General features: G+C 68.1%; 18 protein-coding genes and 2 pseudogenes. 12 read left to right on the top strand and 8 right to left on the bottom strand.

The features are described from left to right. Window positions 1-312: pseudogene (locus RWO82_RS07960) on the bottom strand (AraC family transcriptional regulator); the annotation flags it as partial. 70 nt (window positions 313-382) lie between these two features. Between RWO82_RS07960 and RWO82_RS07955 the strand changes: the two are divergent. Beyond that, window positions 383-844, top strand: a complete 462-nt coding sequence (locus RWO82_RS07955; protein WP_314425438.1) for a DUF3817 domain-containing protein — start codon at window positions 383-385, stop codon at window positions 842-844. A gap of 48 nt (window positions 845-892) precedes the next feature. Here the strand turns inward: RWO82_RS07955 and RWO82_RS07950 are convergent, their stop codons facing one another. Next, entirely contained in the window at window positions 893-1,822 is a 930-nt protein-coding gene (locus RWO82_RS07950) for an NAD(P)/FAD-dependent oxidoreductase (protein ID WP_314425436.1), read from the bottom strand. A 306-nt stretch (window positions 1,823-2,128) separates the two neighbouring features. On the opposite strand from RWO82_RS07950, the gene dnaK reads away from it, so the two are divergent. From dnaK to RWO82_RS07930, 4 genes are read left to right on the top strand one after another with little or no spacing between them, the layout of a single operon-like run. Continuing rightward, a complete protein-coding gene (gene dnaK / locus RWO82_RS07945; protein WP_314425434.1) occupies window positions 2,129-3,991 on the top strand; it encodes a molecular chaperone DnaK in 1,863 nt (620 codons plus the stop codon). Between the two features lie 2 nt (window positions 3,992-3,993). Then, window positions 3,994-4,635, top strand: coding sequence for a nucleotide exchange factor GrpE (locus tag RWO82_RS07940; RefSeq protein WP_314425431.1), 642 nt, complete (start codon window positions 3,994-3,996; stop codon window positions 4,633-4,635). A 7-nt stretch (window positions 4,636-4,642) separates the two neighbouring features. Continuing rightward, the gene (locus tag RWO82_RS07935; protein ID WP_314425428.1) at window positions 4,643-5,632 is read left to right on the top strand and encodes a DnaJ C-terminal domain-containing protein; all 990 of its coding nucleotides are present in this window, start codon (window positions 4,643-4,645) and stop codon (window positions 5,630-5,632) included. A 36-nt stretch (window positions 5,633-5,668) separates the two neighbouring features. After that, window positions 5,669-6,100, top strand: a complete 432-nt coding sequence (locus tag RWO82_RS07930; RefSeq protein WP_314425426.1) for a heat shock protein transcriptional repressor HspR — start codon at window positions 5,669-5,671, stop codon at window positions 6,098-6,100. Window positions 6,101-6,126: 26 nt separating this feature from the next. Here the strand turns inward: RWO82_RS07930 and RWO82_RS07925 are convergent, their stop codons facing one another. Further along, entirely contained in the window at window positions 6,127-6,495 is a 369-nt protein-coding gene (locus tag RWO82_RS07925; RefSeq protein WP_314425423.1) for a hypothetical protein, read from the bottom strand. Window positions 6,496-6,668: 173 nt separating this feature from the next. Between RWO82_RS07925 and RWO82_RS07920 the strand changes: the two genes are divergently transcribed. Then, window positions 6,669-8,111: an FAD-dependent oxidoreductase gene (locus RWO82_RS07920; RefSeq protein ID WP_314425420.1), complete on the top strand. Its 1,443-nt coding sequence runs from the start codon at window positions 6,669-6,671 to the stop codon at window positions 8,109-8,111. Window positions 8,112-8,142: 31 nt separating this feature from the next. On the opposite strand, the gene RWO82_RS07915 is transcribed toward RWO82_RS07920, so the two are convergent. From RWO82_RS07915 to RWO82_RS07895, 5 genes are all read right to left on the bottom strand, one after another. Then, window positions 8,143-8,787 (bottom strand): Pr6Pr family membrane protein, encoded by a 645-nt coding sequence (locus RWO82_RS07915; protein WP_314425417.1) that lies wholly within the window; start codon window positions 8,785-8,787, stop codon window positions 8,143-8,145. 94 nt (window positions 8,788-8,881) lie between these two features. Then, window positions 8,882-9,301, bottom strand: a complete 420-nt coding sequence (locus tag RWO82_RS07910; RefSeq protein ID WP_314425414.1) for an ATP-binding protein — start codon at window positions 9,299-9,301, stop codon at window positions 8,882-8,884. Further along, window positions 9,291-9,623, bottom strand: a complete 333-nt coding sequence (locus RWO82_RS07905) for an STAS domain-containing protein (RefSeq protein WP_314425412.1) — start codon at window positions 9,621-9,623, stop codon at window positions 9,291-9,293. Before RWO82_RS07905 ends, RWO82_RS07910 begins: the two co-directional genes overlap by 11 nt. Then, complete coding sequence (locus tag RWO82_RS07900; protein WP_314425410.1) at window positions 9,607-11,571, bottom strand: glycosyltransferase family 2 protein; 1,965 nt, start codon at window positions 11,569-11,571, stop codon at window positions 9,607-9,609. Before RWO82_RS07900 ends, RWO82_RS07905 begins: the two co-directional genes overlap by 17 nt. Then, window positions 11,568-12,728 carry a GAF domain-containing SpoIIE family protein phosphatase gene (locus RWO82_RS07895; RefSeq protein WP_314425408.1) on the bottom strand — a complete coding sequence of 387 codons (1,161 nt, stop codon included), beginning with the start codon at window positions 12,726-12,728 and terminating at the stop codon, window positions 11,568-11,570. The genes RWO82_RS07900 and RWO82_RS07895 overlap by 4 nt, the downstream gene beginning before the upstream one ends. A 197-nt stretch (window positions 12,729-12,925) precedes the next feature. Between RWO82_RS07895 and RWO82_RS07890 the strand changes: the two genes are divergently transcribed. From RWO82_RS07890 to RWO82_RS07865, 6 genes and pseudogenes are all read left to right on the top strand, one after another. Then, a complete protein-coding gene (locus RWO82_RS07890; protein ID WP_314425406.1) occupies window positions 12,926-13,264 on the top strand; it encodes a WXG100 family type VII secretion target in 339 nt (112 codons plus the stop codon). Beyond that, window positions 13,264-13,545 carry a WXG100 family type VII secretion target gene (locus RWO82_RS07885; protein ID WP_314425404.1) on the top strand — a complete coding sequence of 94 codons (282 nt, stop codon included), beginning with the start codon at window positions 13,264-13,266 and terminating at the stop codon, window positions 13,543-13,545. Before RWO82_RS07890 ends, RWO82_RS07885 begins: the two co-directional genes overlap by 1 nt. A 248-nt stretch (window positions 13,546-13,793) precedes the next feature. Continuing rightward, window positions 13,794-14,075: pseudogene (locus RWO82_RS07880) on the top strand (hypothetical protein); the annotation flags it as partial. Between the two features lie 616 nt (window positions 14,076-14,691). Beyond that, window positions 14,692-14,874, top strand: coding sequence for a hypothetical protein (locus RWO82_RS07875; protein WP_314425399.1), 183 nt, complete (start codon window positions 14,692-14,694; stop codon window positions 14,872-14,874). Between the two features lie 411 nt (window positions 14,875-15,285). Then, window positions 15,286-15,738: a hypothetical protein gene (locus RWO82_RS07870; protein ID WP_314425397.1), complete on the top strand. Its 453-nt coding sequence runs from the start codon at window positions 15,286-15,288 to the stop codon at window positions 15,736-15,738. Between the two features lie 62 nt (window positions 15,739-15,800). Then, window positions 15,801-17,498 carry a long-chain-fatty-acid--CoA ligase gene (locus tag RWO82_RS07865; RefSeq protein WP_314425394.1) on the top strand — a complete coding sequence of 566 codons (1,698 nt, stop codon included), beginning with the start codon at window positions 15,801-15,803 and terminating at the stop codon, window positions 17,496-17,498. Window positions 17,499-17,617 lie beyond the last annotated feature (119 nt).

The following is a 17,617-nucleotide window of genomic DNA, read 5'->3' as shown; positions in this document are numbered from 1 at the left end:
CTCGGCCTCGGCCTCGAGGGCGATCGGCGACCGTCCGAGCGTGAGGAACGCATCGCCCGAGACGAGGCTCGCGCGCAGCGGGCGGTCGTCGACCGCGACGATGTGCGCGGTGCGGTCGACGTCGAGTCGGCATCCGGCTGTGAGCGGCGGATGACCGGTCAGCGCACCGCTCGCCACGTAGACCAGGGTCGCCTGGCCCGCCGGGAGGGGCAGCAGTCCGAGGGAGGGGAGCGCGACCCGGCGGGCGACGCCCACGCGGAGGTCGACCGAGTCCAGCACCTGCCCGAGGGCGGCGGAGTCGACGGTCACCATGCCTTCGGCAACGCCCGGGGACTCATAGCTATTCCGGATACGCTGAACGGACCCCCACCCGAGGAGTCCCGTGTTCCGCACACCCGGCCGCCTGTTCCGAGCCCTCGCGATCGCGGAGGCGATCACCTGGACCATCCTCATCTCGGCGATCATCGCCCGTGCTGCAGGTGTGCCGGGAGTCGTCGTCACCGTGGGCGGTGGCATCCACGGTTTCGTGTTCCTCGCGTACGCCGCGACAGCCGTGCTCGTCGCTCTCTCTCAGCGCTGGCACTTCGGGGTCGCCGTCCTCGCCGTCGCGAGCGCGGTCGTCCCCTACGCGACGATCCCGGTGGAGATCTGGCTGCAGCGCACCGGTCGGCTCGCCGGCGACTGGCGGCTGGAGCAGACCGCCGACCCGCGCGACCGCCGCTGGTACGACCGGCTCATGCGCTGGTTCCTGCGTCGCCCGTGGGTGCTGGCCGTCCTGCTCGCCGGGGGCATCGTGGCGCTGTACGTGATCCTGCTGCTCGTCGGTCCGCCCGGAGGCAAGTGACCGCGATCGCTCGTGCGCGGCACTCCGCGGCTCCGCGAGAGACTCGGGTCAGTGCGCCGTCGCGATGCCGACGGCATCCTGCACCATGACCGATGCGACGCGTGCGCCCGCACCGGCCGCGACGATCAGCTGCTGCGGACCGGGGATCGCCGCATCTCCTGCGGCGTAGAGGCCGGGCACGTCGGTGCGCCCGGAGCGATCGGTCACGAGGTGTCCGTCCGCGTCGATCGACGGAGCGAACCCCCGCAGGAACGACAGATCGGTCTCCCACTCGGGGCGCACGAAACCGCCCTCCACCTCGACCGCGGTGCCGTCGATCAGGCGGATCGCCTCGATGCGCCCGCGGTCGCCCACGAGCTCGGCGATCGGCTGCCGCAGCACGGCGACACCCGAGGCGGCGAGCTCGGCCTCGTCCGCAGCCGTGACGACGTCCGCGCCGAGGGTGAAGACCGTCAGATCGTCGGTCCATCGCGAGATCAGTCGGGCGCGATCGGCGATGTCGGGTGTCTCGCCGATCAGGGCCAGCCGACGGCCGCGCATCTCCCAGGCGTCGCACGCCGCGCAGCTGAAGAGGCTGATGCCGTAGAACCCGCGGAGGTTCGGCACCTCGGGGAGCGTCTCGCGCAGACCGGTCGCGAGCAGCACTGACCGTGCGGTCGCGGTCTGCATCGGCTCCCTGCGTCCGATCGACGCGGTGAACCCGACCTCCTGTCGGGAGAGTTCGAGAACACGAACGCGCGTGCGCACCTCGATGTTCGGATACGCCGCGAGCTCGTCGCGGGCGATCCGACGCAGCTCGTGCGGGGGCACACCGTCGCGCGTGAGGAAGCCGTGCGAGTTCAGGGTGGCGGCATTGCGTGGACGATCGGCGTCGACCACCAGCACCCGCATGAGCGATCGGCCCAGATTCAGCGCGGCCGAGAGCCCTGCGGGTCCACCGCCGATCACGAGCACGTCGTAGGCATCTGTGTCAGTCATGCGCACCCCTCGGAGAGAAGAGCGGCATCGGCCGTGCGCTCGACGCGGAAGCGCCGATCGGGGCGACGCCGCCTGCGGACGCTCGTCGGGCGAGCAGTCATCCGCTGAGCCCAGTCTGCCACGCCGCGACTGAGGGTCGCCTTACCGGTGGGCGCGCATGCCGCGATGCAAAGTTGAGCCGCTTAATATCAACTTTGTTTGACAGCATGCGGAGGTCGGAGTACAGTTGAGTCATCGCGACTCAGGTTTCCCTGATCGCCCCGGATTTTCAGACCCACATCAACCTCAGCAACTAAGGAGAATCACATGGCACGTGCTGTTGGAATCGACCTCGGTACGACGAACTCCGTCGTCAGCGTCCTCGAGGGCGGCGAGCCGAAGGTCATCGCCAACGCCGAGGGCTTCCGCACCACCCCCTCGGTCGTCGCATTCACGAAGGACGGCGAGGTGCTCGTCGGCGAGACCGCGAAGCGCCAGGCCGTCACGAACGTCGACCGCACCATCGCATCCGTCAAGCGCCACATCGGCACCGACTGGACGTTCGAGGTCGACGGAAAGAAGTGGACGCCGCAGGAGATCTCCGCGCGCATCCTCCAGAAGCTCAAGCGGGACGCCGAGTCCTACCTGGGCGACACCGTGACCGACGCGGTCATCACGGTCCCCGCCTACTTCAACGACGCCGAGCGTCAGGCCACCAAGGAGGCCGGAGAGATCGCGGGCCTCAACGTGCTGCGCATCATCAACGAGCCCACCGCCGCGGCCTTGGCCTACGGCCTCGACAAGGGCAAGGAGGACGAGCTCATCCTCGTCTTCGACCTCGGTGGCGGAACCTTCGACGTCTCGCTGCTCGAGGTGGGCAAGGACGACGACTTCTCCACGATCCAGGTCCGCGCGACCGCGGGTGACAACCGCCTCGGCGGCGACGACTGGGACCAGCGTCTGGTCGACTACCTGATCAAGCAGTTCAAGGAGACCACGGGCGTCGACGTCTCCGGCGACAAGATCGCCCTGCAGCGTCTCAAGGAGGCTGCCGAGCAGGCCAAGAAGGAGCTCTCCTCCTCGACCTCGACCAGCATCAACCTCCCGTACCTGTCGCTGACGGAGTCGGGTCCGGTGTCGCTGAGCGAGACCATCACCCGCGCGAAGTTCGAGGACCTCACGAAGGACCTGCTCGACCGCACCAAGAAGCCGTTCGAGGACGTCATCCGCGAAGCCGGCATCAAGGTCGCCGACATCGATCACATCGTGCTCGTGGGTGGATCGACCCGTATGCCCGCAGTCGCCGAGCTCGTCAAGCGCGAGACCGGCAAGGAGGCCAACAAGGGCGTCAACCCCGATGAGGTCGTGGCGGTGGGCGCAGCCCTCCAGGCCGGCGTCCTCAAGGGTGAGCGCAAGGACGTGCTGCTCATCGACGTCACCCCGCTCAGCCTCGGCATCGAGACCAAGGGCGGCATGATGACCAAGCTCATCGAGCGCAACACGGCCATCCCGACCAAGCGCAGCGAGACCTTCACCACGGCAGACGACAACCAGCCGTCCGTCGCGATCCAGGTCTTCCAGGGCGAGCGCGACTTCACGCGTGACAACAAGCCGCTCGGCACCTTCGAGCTCACCGGAATCGCCCCGGCTCCCCGTGGCATCCCGCAGATCGAGGTCACGTTCGACATCGACGCCAACGGCATCGTGCACGTGTCCGCCAAGGACAAGGGCACGGGCACCGAGAAGTCGATCGTCATCTCCGGCGGCTCCTCGCTGTCGAAGGAGGACATCGAGCGCATGGTGCGCGAGGCCGAAGAGCACGCCGCCGAGGACAAGGCTCGCCGCGAGGCCGCCGAGGTCCGCAACCAGGCCGAGACGCTTGCGTACTCGATCGACAAGCTGATCACCGAGAACGACGACAAGCTGCCCGAGGACGTGAAGACCGAGGTCAAGGCCGACGTCGACGCTCTCAAGACGGCTCTGGCCGGCGACGACGACGAGGCCGTGAAGACCGCGTTCGACAAGCTGAACCAGTCGCAGGGCAAGATCGGCGAGGCCATCTACGCACAGTCCCAGGCCGAGGGTGCTCCGAGCGCCGACGCTGCGGGCGAGGCTCCGGCCGATGGCGGCTCCTCCGACGAGGACGTCATCGACGCCGAGGTCGTCGACGACGAGGATGAGAAGAAGTAATCATGACGGACAAGAACTTCGACGGTGACGACGAGGTTCGCAGCGAGGGGTCGGATGCTCAAGGCACCGGCCCTTCGCCGCAGAACCCCGACTCGCGCGAGGCCGCAGCCGCGGAAGGATCCGACGAGACGCCGGTCGACGGTGCACCCGACGACCTGACGGTCGACGACATCCTCGGCGCGACCCAGACCGGCGAGGCCGCGGCAGAGGATGCCGTGCTCGCCGACCTGGAGTCGACGCTGCTCAACGACCTCAAGCGCCTCCAGGCCGAGTACGCCAACTACCGCCGCCGCACCGAGGAGCAGCGTCAGGTCGAGATCGAGCGGGCGAAGGGCGAGGCCGCCAAGGGCCTCATCCCCGTGCTCGACGACCTCGATCGCGCAGCTCAGCACGGCGACCTCGTCGAGGGCACGCCCTTCGCCGTGATCGCCGGCAAGGTGCGAGCGGTCGTGGAGCGGCTCGGCGTCGTCTCGTACGGCGAGAAGGGCGAGGAATTCGACCCGCAGCGCCACGAGGCGATCTTCCAGCAGCCCACCCCGGGCGCCGACAAGACCACGGTGCTCGAGGTCGTCGAGGTGGGCTACCGCCTCGGTGACGTCGAGCTGCGTCCTGCGAAGGTCGTCGTCGCCGTACCTGCAGAGTAGGTGATGGATGGCTAGCCAGGACTGGTTCGACAAGGACTTCTACAAGACCCTCGGGGTCTCGAAGGACGTCAGCGACGCCGATCTCAAGAAGACGTACCGCAAGCTCGCTCGCAAGTATCACCCCGACTCCAATCAGGGTGATGAGAAGGCGGAGGCGAAGTTCAAGGAGATCAGCGAGGCGTACTCGGTGCTCTCGGATGCAGAACAGCGCAAGGAGTACGACGAGATCCGCGCGATGGGCTCGGGCGCACGCTTCACGGCGGGCGGCTCGGGCGCCGGCGGCTTCGAAGACGTCTTCAGCCGGTTCGGGCAGCAGGGGCGCGGGCAGCAGCAGTCCGCTGACTTCGAGGACATCTTCGCGATGTTCAATCAAGGTCAGGGCGGCTCGTTCGGCTCCGGTCGATTCGGGCAGACCTCCGGCGGGTTCCGCGGCTTCGGAGGCCCTCAGAAGGGGGCTGACGTCACGGCGCGCACGACCCTCGACTTCGCCACCGCGGTGCAGGGTGAGACCATCACGCTGCAGGGCGACGACGGCAAGCCGTTCAAGGTGAAGATCCCCGCCGGCGTCGCCGACGGACAGAAGATCAAGCTCCGTGGACGAGGCCGCCCCTCGCCCGACGGCGGGGAGAACGGTGACGTCGTGGTGCAGATCGCCGTGCGACCGCATCCGGTGTTCACCCGAGAGGGACTGAACCTGCGCGTGGTCGTACCGGTGACCTTCACCGAGGCCGCGCTCGGAGCGACCATCGAGGTGCCGACTCTCGGGGGCGACACGGTCAAGCTCCGTGTCGCGCCCGGCACGCCCTCCGGTCGCGTCCTGCGCGTGAAGGGGCGAGGAGTCCACACCTCGAAGGGGACCGGCGACCTGCTCGCCGAGTTGCAGCTCGCGGTGCCTGCGCACCTCGACGATGCCGCACGTGAGGCGCTGGAGAAGTTCCAGTCCCTCGAGCCCGCAGAGAACCCGCGCGCCGACCTGATGGCGAAAGCGCGACGGTGACGATGACGACGACCGCGAACACTGGAGGTGGAGGGTATGGCTGAGCAGCATATGGACTCCGACACCCCGGTGTTCGCGATCGCCGTCGCGGCGCAGCTCGCGGGCATGCACCCGCAGACGCTGCGTCAGTACGACCGCATCGGTCTGGTCGTCCCCGGGCGCACCTCCGGCGGTTCGCGGCGATACTCGACCCGCAACATCGAACAGCTGCGCGAGGTCGCCGAGCTCTCGGCGGCCGGCATGGGTCTTCCGGCGATCGCGCGTCTGCTCCACCTCGAAGACGAGAACCGGATGCTGCGGCGACAGGTCGCAGAACTCGACGCCGCACTGCGTACCGAGCGAGAGAATCGGCCCGGTGCGCGGGTCTTCGCCGCCGGTTCGGCGGGCGTCATCCCGGTGCCCGGTGGGCGTCGACTCCGGCGATCCGCCGAGGTCGTGCTCTGGCGCCCGGGTGGCAGCCGGGGCTGACGCTCTCGGGACGATGTCTCCGCCTGCTACGAGGCGCCGAAGAACCGGGTCGCGATGTCCGAGACCTCTTTGTCGAGAGTGTCGATGCGGCCCGTCAGCTTCAGGTCGAGTTCGTGGATCTGCCCCGTGAGACGGTGATCGAGTGTCTCGATCTGACCGGTGAGGCGGTGGTCGAGTGACTCGATCTTGCCCGTGAGGCGGTGGTCGAGTCCCTCGATCTTGCCGCTGAGTCTTCCGTCGAGCGCCTCGATCTTGCCGGACAGCGTTCCCTCGACACGGCCGATCTCAGATCGCACCACCTTGCCGAAGTGCGTGGTCACCAGGGTGAAGCCACCGAGCAGCGCGGCCCCGAAGACGCCTATCAGCGTCCAGATCTGGGGATCGTTCATCGTCATGACTCCATCCTGTGAACGTCGCGCCAGAATGGCAGTGTTGCGTCGCCCCGCGCAGCGCGGCACAGCGCCGTCTCGCGCACGTGTGGACGGCGACCGGCAGATCGGCCTCGGTGCAGGATGGGTCGCCGCCCCGCACGTCCACCTTCGCGCGGTATCGTTGCGACACGATGAGGATGACGCGTCGCACACTGCTGATCGGCGCCGGAGCCGGTGTCCTGGGAGTCCTGCTGGCCTCCTGCACGCCCGAGCCGGCGCCCACACCCACGCCCGATCGCTCGCCGACCCCGAAACCCACCGTCGACAGCATCGTGCCGGCTGCCTTCGCGCGCAGCTCGTGGACGAACGATCCCTTCTCCCTCGGGGCAGCGAGCTTCACGCCCGTCGGCATCCAGGCCGCCGCGCGCGACGCTCTGGCCGAGCCGGTCGACGACCGTCTCTTCATCTCGGGTGAGGCGACCGACGCCGAGGCGCCCGGCACCATGGCAGCCGCTCTGCGTTCGGGAGAACGCGCGGCCGAGCTGCTGCGCCGCGCGGCCGATGACGGAGAACGGGTCGCGATCGTGGGGGCCGGGCTCGCCGGCGCCGTCGCCGCGGCGCGTCTGGTCGCCGACGGCCTCGAGGTCACGGTCTTCGAGGCGCGCGACCGCATCGGCGGACGAGTCCATTCCGTCGTCGACGACCAGAACTGGCCCATCCCCGCGCAGCTGGGCGGCTGGCTGCTCGGAGCATCCGACGGTGCCCTGCGCGAAGACCTCGACAGGCTCGACGTGCGCACGGCCGCGATCTCGGGAGCGCTCTGGCGCTCGAGTGAGGGCGAGGTCGCTCCGGTGACGACGGAGCCGGTGCAGGCCGCGATCGCCACCGCGCAGCAGGGACTGACCGACACGTCGCTCGAGGAGGCGCTGACGGCCGCGGGCGCCGACCCGACCGAGCCCGGACTCGCGGCCCTGCTCGCGTCGATGGCTGCGTGGTCCGGCGCCGACGCCGCCGACGTCTCGACCTGGTTCCCCCCGCCGCTGCCGCCCGATGACGTGACCGCGGCGCTCGGCGACCTGACTCCGGTCATCGAAGGGATGCTCGAGGGCGCACGACTGAGCCTGTCGTCTCCCGTGAGCCGCGTCGCCTACGACGAGGCCGGGGTCAGCCTGGGCATCGCCTCAGGGGAGTCGCTGTCGTTCGACCGCGTGCTGATCACCGTGCCGCTCGGAGTGCTGCAGAGCGAGGGCCTGCAGTTCGCTCCGGCGCTGCCGTTCAGCCACCGAGGAGCGATCGCCGAGCTCGGAATGGGGCGCATCGAGACCGTCTGGATGCGTTTCGACGAGCCGCTGTTCGCCGCCGCGCCGGAACGGAGCGCGTCGGAGCCGCAGCCGGAACCTGAAGAGAGCGCCGAGGCCGGCGCCGAGGATGCCGCGACGTCCGAGCCGTCTGTCTGGCACATCGTCGGGGGAGACGCGTTGATCCGCACCTGGATCGATCTCGCTCCGACGACCGGAGAGAACATCCTGGTCGGGATCGTCGGAGGAGAAGCCGCCGGAGAGTTCGCCGAACTCGACGATCAGAAGGCTCTCGCAGCGGCGGTCGCGTCGCTCGCCCCGTTCCGCGCCGCCGAGGGGTAGGCGTTCTCCGTCGATCGCGCGGACTGACCGCTCACCGCGTCCGGTCGGATCGTCGACGCCACTGCATCCGGCTCACGAGCACGATCACGGTCGCGACGAGCGCGAAGATGGCCAGCGCGATGCCGCTCGTGATGAGGAACTCCATGGGTCCCGACACCTGCCGCGGGTCGAGGAAGTAGTAGGGATACCAGCCGACGGACGGCCCCCGCCACAGGGTGACTCCGCCCCATGCCAGGGGGAACGCCAGCGCGGTGGGGACGACCCACCACGGCACTCCGCGGTGTCCGGGAGTCAGCACCCAGGCCAGGGCGGTGCAGGCCGGCAGCCAGAAGTGCAGCACCTGATCGGACCACGGCACGTCGACGCGGATGCCGCGCAGGCCCGCCTGCCAGACGATCAGGGCGAAGGCCAGGCCCGCAGTGATGGTCCAGGTGAGGACGAGTGCGAGGGCGACGGTGAACCACCGTGGGTCCGCGGAGCGGACGAAGGCGAGGACGGTTCCGATCAGCAGCACGCCCACGAGAGCGCAGTTCGACTGCACCGTCAGGTAGGCGAAGAAGTTGTCGCCCGCGATGGTCCGCGAGCTGAGTCCCCAGAAGAGACGGTGCACCAGGGCTACGGTGCACACGGAGGCTGTGACCAGGCGCAGCACGCCGAACACCGATCGTGCCCTCACCGTCTACTCCGCCCCTTCCCTGCCTGTCGCGTGGATCGCGCCATCCGGCGAGTCTACGGAAGCCGGCTGGCAGCGACTCCGAGGCGACCCGCGTTCAGCCGAGTCGACGACGCAGCACCCAGGTGTTGCCCGCACCGCCGCCGGTGTGCTCGAAGTCGTCGAGCGCGGCGGTGGCGATGGCGAGGCCGCGGCCGCTCTCGCTGTCCTGGTCGGGCATCGAGATGTTCTCCCAGTCGATGGTCGCGGGGTGGGCGGTGTCGATGACCGTGGCGCGCAGTTCGTCGGCCGTCACCCGCAGCGCGATGTCGACGGTGATCTCCGCGTTCGGGAAGGAGTCCGCATGCTGCACGATGTTCGTGACCACCTCGCTGACCGCGAGCGTGAACAGGGTGCGGTCGTCGGAGGCCACATGGGGCGATTCCGACCAGAGCGCATCGAGGCGGTCGAGAACGTCGTCGACGAGGGCCGGCGTGGCCGGTCCGATCACTCGCTTCGTGCCCGGTTCACTGCCCATCGAACGCCGATTCCGGCGTGGGGTGATCGCGCAGGACGCGGTCGAGGTTGGTGAGATGCAGCACGGTCTGCACCGCTTCGGGCACGGCGGCGATGCGCAGATCCCCGCCGGCGACACGGGCGCTCTTCAGAGCACCGACCAGGGCGCCCAGGCCCGACGAGTCCACGAACTGCAGCGCCGCCATGTCGATCACGATGCGTGAATCGCCCGCAGCCACGAGGTCGGTCACGGCTGACCGCAGCAGCGGCGCTCCGGTCGCCGTGAGGCGCCCGGAGAGCGCGACCACGGCGTATCCGTCCCGTATGTCAGTGCTGATGTCCATGATGGGCTTCCTCCTCGAGGATTCTGGCCGGTCCGCGGTAGCGGGCGGCTTGGATGATGACGCTGAGCACGACGAGGTCGTACAGAACCCACACGGTGTTGACGAGGGTGCCGGTGCCGTCGCCGGTGCCGACGATCACGCGCGCCACGCCGATCACGAGCGCGATGCTGAGCACGACCATCGCGGTGAGCTGGGGCCAGATCTCTCGCCACGGCACACCGCGCGGGTCGCGACCGTCCTTGCGGGTGACCGCGAACGACAGCGGCCGCCCGAACACGACGTTCGCGAATGCCGTCCAGCATGCTCGTATCCACACCGGGAAGAGAGCCAGTGAGTACTGCTGCCCCCGCCAGGTTCTGATCCCCTTCGCGACCACCAGGAAGAGTATCTGATTGACGAGGAAGTAGGGGAGGAATCGCACGAAGAAGTCCACCGACCAGGCCGTGACCGGCAGCACGCCGAAGACGAGGTAGACCACGGGAGCGGTGAGATACACGACGGCGGCGAAGCCGGACAGGTAGCTCCACATCGTCGCGAAGTACATCAACCGCTGCCCGATCGAGAGGCCGCGCTTGGCGAGCGGATTGTCGCGCAGCATCACCTGCAGGGTGCCCTGCGCCCACCGCAGACGCTGGGTGAGCATGGTGCGCAGGTCTTCAGGAGCGAGTCCCTTCGCGAGGATCTCGTGGTGGTAGACGCTGCGCCAGCCGAGCGAGTGCAGCTGCATCGCGGTCGCCATGTCCTCCGTCACCGAGATGGTCGCGAGCGGGAGGATCGGCTGCGCTTCCTCGCCCCGGTCGAGACGCAGGGCGTCGAGCAGACCTCTCACCGCGTCGATGGCCGTGATCGGCGAGAGATCGGATGCCGCCAGTGTGGCGAGACCGGCCTCGTCGACGACGATGGCGTCGAGCTCCGCGTCGTGCTGGATCGGCAGGCTGCCCAGTTCGGCGAGGTCGGCACGGATTCCGGCGAGGTCCTTGGCGACGAGGATGACGGAGGCGTTGTCGACGGCGGCGCGAACCGCCGCGGCGACATCGGCCACCGGGGCGCCCGAGGCGAGGTCACGGCGTCCGTTGCGGATCGCGACCTCGATGGCGAAGAGTTCGCGGTGCAGATCCGGGTCGGATGCGGTGCGCAGCTCCTTGGCGATCAGTTCTTCGGACGCTCGGAGCGCGCGCGCCGCGCTGTCGGTGACCTCGCGCACGTACCCGATGATGCCCAGCTGCATGAGCGCCTCGCGGCGCAGCACGGCGTTCGAGCCGCAGAAGAACGCGGCGTTCCAACCGTCCTTGCCCTGCTGGATCGGTCCGTAGAAGAGCGGAGCCTGCGCGCCGAGCGGATCGGCCTCATCGACGTTCATGAACCACTGCGGCGTCTGCACGACGGAGACATCGGGGTCGTCGGCGAAGTATCCGAGCGTCCTGTGCAGGATGAGGGGATCGGGGATCTGGTCGGCGTCGAGGATCAGCAGGAACTCGCCGTCGGTCTCGAACAGGGCGCTGTTGAGGTTGCCGGCCTTGGCATGGCGGGGTTTGCCGACCCAGTCGTCCGAGCGTGTGAGGTAGCCCACTCCGGCGTCGCGGGCCGCCTCGGCGAGCTCGGGACGAGCGCCGTCGTCGAGGATCCACGTCGTGTGCGGGTAGGCGATCTGACGGGCCGCGCGCGCTGTGGTCATCACGAGGTCGATCGGCTCGTTGTAGGTCGCGATGAAGACGTCGACGGTGCCCTGCGGTGGCGACACCGGTGCGGGGCGCTCCTTGGCCTTCCACATCGTCATGCAGAACAGGAAGGTGTCGATGAGGCTGTAGGTCTCGGCGATCACCAGAGGCACCGCGATCCACCACGCCGACCAGTTCACCGACTCCAGCCAGCGCCACGTGACGTAGTTGACGCCCAGCAGGACCGAGAGCAGCGCGATGACGCGGATGGCGACGAACCGCGTGGTCATGGGTCCCTCCGCACCACCACTACCGTGACGTCGTCGGTGGCGGTGTCGCCCGCCGCCAGACGCAATGCCTCGGCGATCGCGCCATCGGGGCCGAGCGTCGTCAGCACTCGATAGACGTGCGCGTACGGGTCGTCGGGGTCGAGCACGTCGAGCAGGCCGTCGCTGCAGCACACGAACGCGTCGCCCGGGCCGAGCCGGGTCGCCCGGGGCTCCCTGATCTCGGTCATCGCGGGGCCCAGGCTCATGCCCAGCGGCAGGCTCGTCGAGCGCAGATGCTCCCACGACCCGTCAGCGCGCAGGATGAAGGCCAGACTGTGGCCGGCATCGATGATCTGAAGCTCTCCACTGTCCGGCTCGAGTTCGGCGTGCACTGCGGTGACGAACATCGAGGTGTCGGCGAAATCGGCTTCGAGCAGTCGGTCTGCCTCGGCGATCGATGCGGAGATCGAGCGCTCCGGGGCGGTGCGCAGCGAGGCGCGCACGCTCGCGGCGATCAGCGCCGGGCCCATGCCCTTGCCCATCGCGTCGGCCAGGGTGATCCGCAGCGAGCCGTCCTGCAGGGAGAGATCGTAGAAGTCCCCGGCGAGGCGTCCGCGTGATGCCGCCCCGCCCGCGATCGTGTATCCGGGGAGCGTCGGGTGGGTACGCGGTCGCAGGGATCCCTGGATCACGGCCGCGTGGTCGAGCTCGGCGTCGTTGGCCAGCTCGGTCTGCACCCAGAAGGCGAGATCGCGCAGCAAATCGCGCTGCTCGTCGGTGAACTGGTGCGGCTCGGTGTCGAGCACGCAGAGGGTGCCGACCGGCTCGCCACCCGGGGCATGGAGAGGGTGGCCCGCGTAGAAACGCAAGTGGGGGTCGCCGATCACGAACGGGTTGTCGGCGAACAACTCGGTGACGGTCGCATCCTCGATGATCACGGTGCGATCCTGGCGCACGGTGTAGTCGCAGAAGGAGTCCTGTCGGGGGGCCTCCGAAACGCCGAGCCCGATCTCGGACTTGCGCCATTGCCGGTCGCGGTCGAGCAGCGAGACGCTCACCATCGGTACGCCGAACATCTCCTTGGCCAGCCGTGCGATACGGTCCACGCGTTCGTCGCGCGGCGTGTCGAGGATGTTCATCTCGTCGAGCGCGCGCTGCCTCGTGTCTTCATCGATCATTTTGGGGCTCCCCTCCCGCGATGCTGTTGTCATCCTCCCACCTGGCAGGGGGCTGAGGAAAAGGGGTGCGGTCGTGTCGACGCACGCCGATATATCGCTTGAGGGTGCGGGCGCATCGATCCGGGGCGCACGCAAGAACACTGGAATACGGCACAGGTGTCCACATATGGAGACAGTTAGGCTGCTAACGTCGACACATGATCATCCGGGGGGATTTCGGAGCACTGTCCAGTGAGGCAGGACGCCTCGACGACATAGCCGACCGCATCGACGGACGCGTGGGCGCACTGCGCCGCGACATCGACGACTTCCTGGCCGCGGGGTGGACCGGCTCGGCAGCCGATCAGTTCCGTGCGGCGTTCGAACGGTGGCTCGACGCGGCGATCGGTGGAGCCGCCGAGCTGCATGATCTCGTCGACGCGGTGCGCGGCGCGACCCGTGACCTCAGTGCGACCGAGCAGGCCAATGCGGAGGTCTCGGAGTCGGCGACGCCCGCGGTCGGCGAGGTCATGGCGCGCCTGATGGGAGCACGGTGATGTTCGCCTTTCATGTCGCGCGTGCCGAGCAGATGCTCGATGACGCCCTGCGCACCAGCACTGCCCTCGTCGATGCTCTCGACGAGGCCGACGCGGCGGCGGCCAGAGTGAGCATCGCCTGGGCGGGTGAGACGGCGGATGCTCACGGCGGCGCACACGAGCACTGGCGCGATGACGCGCGACGTATGACCGAAGCCCTCGACGAGATGCGCCGCGTGCTTCGGGGCGCGCATGCGAACTATTCGTCCGCGGCATCCGTGAACCTCGCGATGTGCGGGTGAGCGCATGCTGATCTGCGTCGACCCCACGGCCTATGCCTCGGCGGCCGAGACGTTCGGCGAGCACCTGGCGAGTGATGTGCGCAGCGTGGCCGCGAGGCTCACCGGCGCACTCTCGGGCGTGGGTGCGGTAGCCGGTCACGACCCGGCGGGCAGAGCCTGGGCGGAATCGTACGATGCCGTCGCGCCCCAGACCGTGCAGGCCATCGACCAGCTCAGCCGCGCGAGCGTGAACGTAGTTCGACTGGCAGCACGGCATCGCCACGAGCATCAAGACGGTGGATCTTGCGGCGAAGAGTTATCAGAATGCATCCCGCTTGAAGAGTCTGCTGAAGCGATACGTCGACAAGATGGCTGCCTTCACTAGAGGCGAACGCGCTGGCGTGGTCGTCACAGAAGAGATGGTGACTGATCGAGCGCTTCACCTCGCGGTGTCCCGATCGGCGACCGCTGATCAGCAAGCGGTTCTCGATGACATCGTGGTCTACGGGAATGAAGTCGGGGTCTCTGTCATCGTCGAGGTGATGCGGTGATGCTGCGGATCGCGAGCGTCGCTCTGGTCCCCGACGGACGGGTGCTCCTTCAGCCGTTCTCCGCTACGACTGGCGGGCCCATGGTGTACGACGGCCTGCCGTTGGTGCTTCCTTCGATGTCGAGTGAGCGAGAGCTGGGACGCGCAGCAGTAGCTGCGCTCACGGCGTCGAATCGGCGTGTGCTTCCGGCTCGGGATCTCCGTCGAGATACAGCCGATCGTGAGTTCCTCGACTGGTACGGGGTCGCCACTTACGGCGAGTATTCGAGGGGCGTGCGTTCGGTCGGGCTCTCGGCGTCATTTGTCGATGTCATCGACCAGGTGCGCGTTCGTCCTAACCGCAATCTGGGTCCGCGCGGTGGCTTTGAGGGGATCGCGAACGAACTGAGAGTCGTAGAGTTCACTGATGCTGAGCATCTCGGTCTCGAGATTCAGGATGCCATGACGAAGGCGACGCCCGGTCGCGGTTCGGGGTTCAGATGGACGAGGGGCTAGTCACATCGTGTCTGTCGACCGTTATGTCGAATCGAAGGCCCCTCCCCGCACGTGATCTGCGGGCAGACCCACCCGATCGAGAGTTTCTCGCCTGGCTCGGGGTGCGAACGTACGCGCAGTACATGCGCGGTGTGCGAAGCGTGACCCTTCGGGCGGTATACGACCAAGTACTCGCCGACATCGCCATCACGCCGTCCAGAGGAGGGTTCACGGCAATCTCAGATGAGCAGATCTCGGTGATGTACGAGAGCCCTGCGCAGCTCGGCCGCGCCGTCCATGAGGCGATGAAGAAGGCGACGGCGTGACCCCGTCGGGAGTGACGCTTGAAGTCGAGGTCGTCAGGTGAGGGAACACTCGCTGCAAGTTTCCGTTCAGCGTGACGGTCGGGTGTTCGTGCACCCGTACTCGCTCACGCAGTCGGGATTCAGGATCATGGACGGTCTTCCGGATGTCGTGGAGAGCCTTGAGAATGCTGAGATCCTCGGTGAGGCGCTGGTGGCGGCGCTACATGCATCGAATCGGCGCTCTCTGCCCGACCGCAATCTGCGCACCGATCCCCCTGACAGGGAGCTCACTCCGTCTCGCAACGAGGGGCCCCGCGGAGGTTTCACACCGATGACCGAGGAGCGCTTCTCGGTCGCTTTCGAGAATCCTGCGCAGCTCGGCCGGGCAGTGCAGGAGGCGATGAGCAAGGCGAGATAGTGAGAGATCATTCGGTGAGTGTCGAGCTCCAAAAGGACGGACGTGTTTTCGTCCAGCCCTACTCGAAGACCTTCGAGGGAGCGAATATTGCGGACGGGCTACCCGCGGTGATCGCGAGCATGACTGACGCGCAAGTTCTGGGTTCATCGATCGTGGCGGCGCTTCATGCCTCCAACCGTAGGCCGCTTCCGAACCGCAATCTCCGTGTCGATCCCCCCGACCGCGAGCTCCTCGAGTGGCTGGGATTGCGCACATACGGGCAGTACATGAGAGGCGTGCGCACATTGAGTGTGAGGGCGTCGTACGACGACACTGACATCGCGGAAGTCACTGTCACGCCGAAACGAAACGAGGGCGATCGCGGTGAATTCACGCTGATCCTCGAGGAGCGCTTCTCGATCATGTACGAGAGCCCGGAGCAGCTCGGCCGCGCGGTGCAAGAGGCGATGAAGAAGGCGACGGCGTGAGGGCGAAGCGGCATCCGCGCAACCCCGAGCACCGGCACAGGTGACCGGGGCAGGATGAAGTCATGTCCGAATCCCCGTACGCTTCCCGTCCCTGGCTCGACTCCTACGCCGACGGCGTGCCTGCGGAGATAGATGCACCGACGCAGACGTTGCCCGAGATGATGTCGGCGAGCATCGCGGCGTTCGGGCGACGACCCGCACTCGAGTTCTTCGGGGAGGTCACGACCTACCGCGAGCTCGGCGATCAGATCGCTCGCGCGGCCGAGGGGCTGCGGCGGCTGGGGGTGCACAAGGGCGACCGCGTGGCGCTCGTGCTGCCGAACTGTCCGCAGCATGTCGTGGCCTTCTATGCCGCGCTGCGCCTCGGGGCGATCGTCGTCGAGCACAACCCGCTCTACACCGCGAGGGAGCTGCGTCACCAGTTCGAGGACCACGGAGCCGAGGTCGCGATCGTCTGGGACAAGACGGTCGATACGATCGCCGAGTTCCCCTCCGATCTGCGGGTCGAGCACATCGTGAGCGTCGACCTCACCGAGGCGATGCCGGCCTCCCAGCGGATGCTGCTGCGATTGCCCCTTCCGAAGGCGCGCGCGGCGCGAGCGAAGCTGACGGCCACCCCGAAGTCGCGGCGGGCGCTGTCGTGGAAGAAGCTCATCGACCATCGCCCGCTCTCGCGCAAGGTCGCCGGGCCGACGCTCGACGACACCGCGCTGCTGCAGTACACGAGCGGAACCACCGGCACGCCGAAGGGGGCGATCCTGACGCACGCGAACCTCCGCGCCAACGCGATGCAGGGGCGGGCGTGGGTGCCGGGTCTCGTCGACGGCGAGGAGACCTTCTATGGCGTGCTGCCGCTGTTCCATGCCTACGGCATGACACTGTGTCTCACTTTCGCGATGAGCATCGGCGCGAAGCTGGTCTTGTTCCCCACGTTCGACCTCGGACTCGTCACGAAGGCCGCCCGCACGAGTCCACCCACGTTCCTGCCCGCGGTCCCGCCCATCTACGACCAGCTCGCTCGCGCGGCGTCGCGGGGGACCATCGACCTCTCGACGGTCCGCTTCGCGATCTCCGGAGCGATGAGCCTCCCGGTGGAGACGGTGCAGCGGTGGGAGGAGGCGACGGGCGGGTTGCTCGTCGAGGGCTACGGCATGACCGAGAGCTCTCCCGTCGCACTCGGCAATCCGATGGGCAGGAGCCGGCGCCCAGGCACCGTGGGGGTGCCCTTCCCGAGCACCGAGATCCGCGTCGTCGATCCCTCGGACACCGATGTCGATCTCCCCGTCGGCGAACGCGGCGAACTGCTCATCCGCGGCCCGCAGGTCTTCCAGGGGTACTGGCGTCGACCCGGCGACACCGCCGATGTGCTTCTCGCCGACGGGTGGCTGCGCACGGGCGACATCGCCGAGGTCTCGGTCGACGGGTTCGTCGCGATCGTCGACCGCCTGAAGGAGCTCATCATCACCGGCGGATTCAACGTGTCGCCCAGCGAGGTCGAGGATGCCCTGCACGCGCACCCCGATGTCGTCGCGGCTGCGGTCGTCGGCCTCCCGCGGGCGAGCGGGGGCGAGGAGATCGCCGCCGCGATCGTGCTCCGCGAGGGTGCCGCACTCGACGTCGGAGCGCTGCGCGACTTCTGCCGCACAAGGCTCACGCCCTACAAGGTGCCCAAGCGCATCGTCGTCGTTGACGAGCTTCCGCGTTCGCTCATCGGCAAGGTGCTGCGCCGGCAGGTGCGGGACCGGATGCTGGCCGACTGACCCGGGCGCGCCGGCGGCGGTTCGCTCCGCAGGTCGCCGTCGCGCACTCCGGGGTTCCTTCCGCTCGGTGTGCTTAAGCGCTATAGTCGGCGGCAGGTCGCGACGACGTGACCGGATTC

Origin of the sequence: uncultured Microbacterium sp. (assembly GCF_963521645.1) — a bacterium.
Lineage (GTDB): Bacteria > Actinomycetota > Actinomycetes > Actinomycetales > Microbacteriaceae > Microbacterium.
The sequence above is the reverse complement of the archived record's forward strand: the minus strand, read 5'-3'. Positions and strand labels throughout refer to the sequence as shown.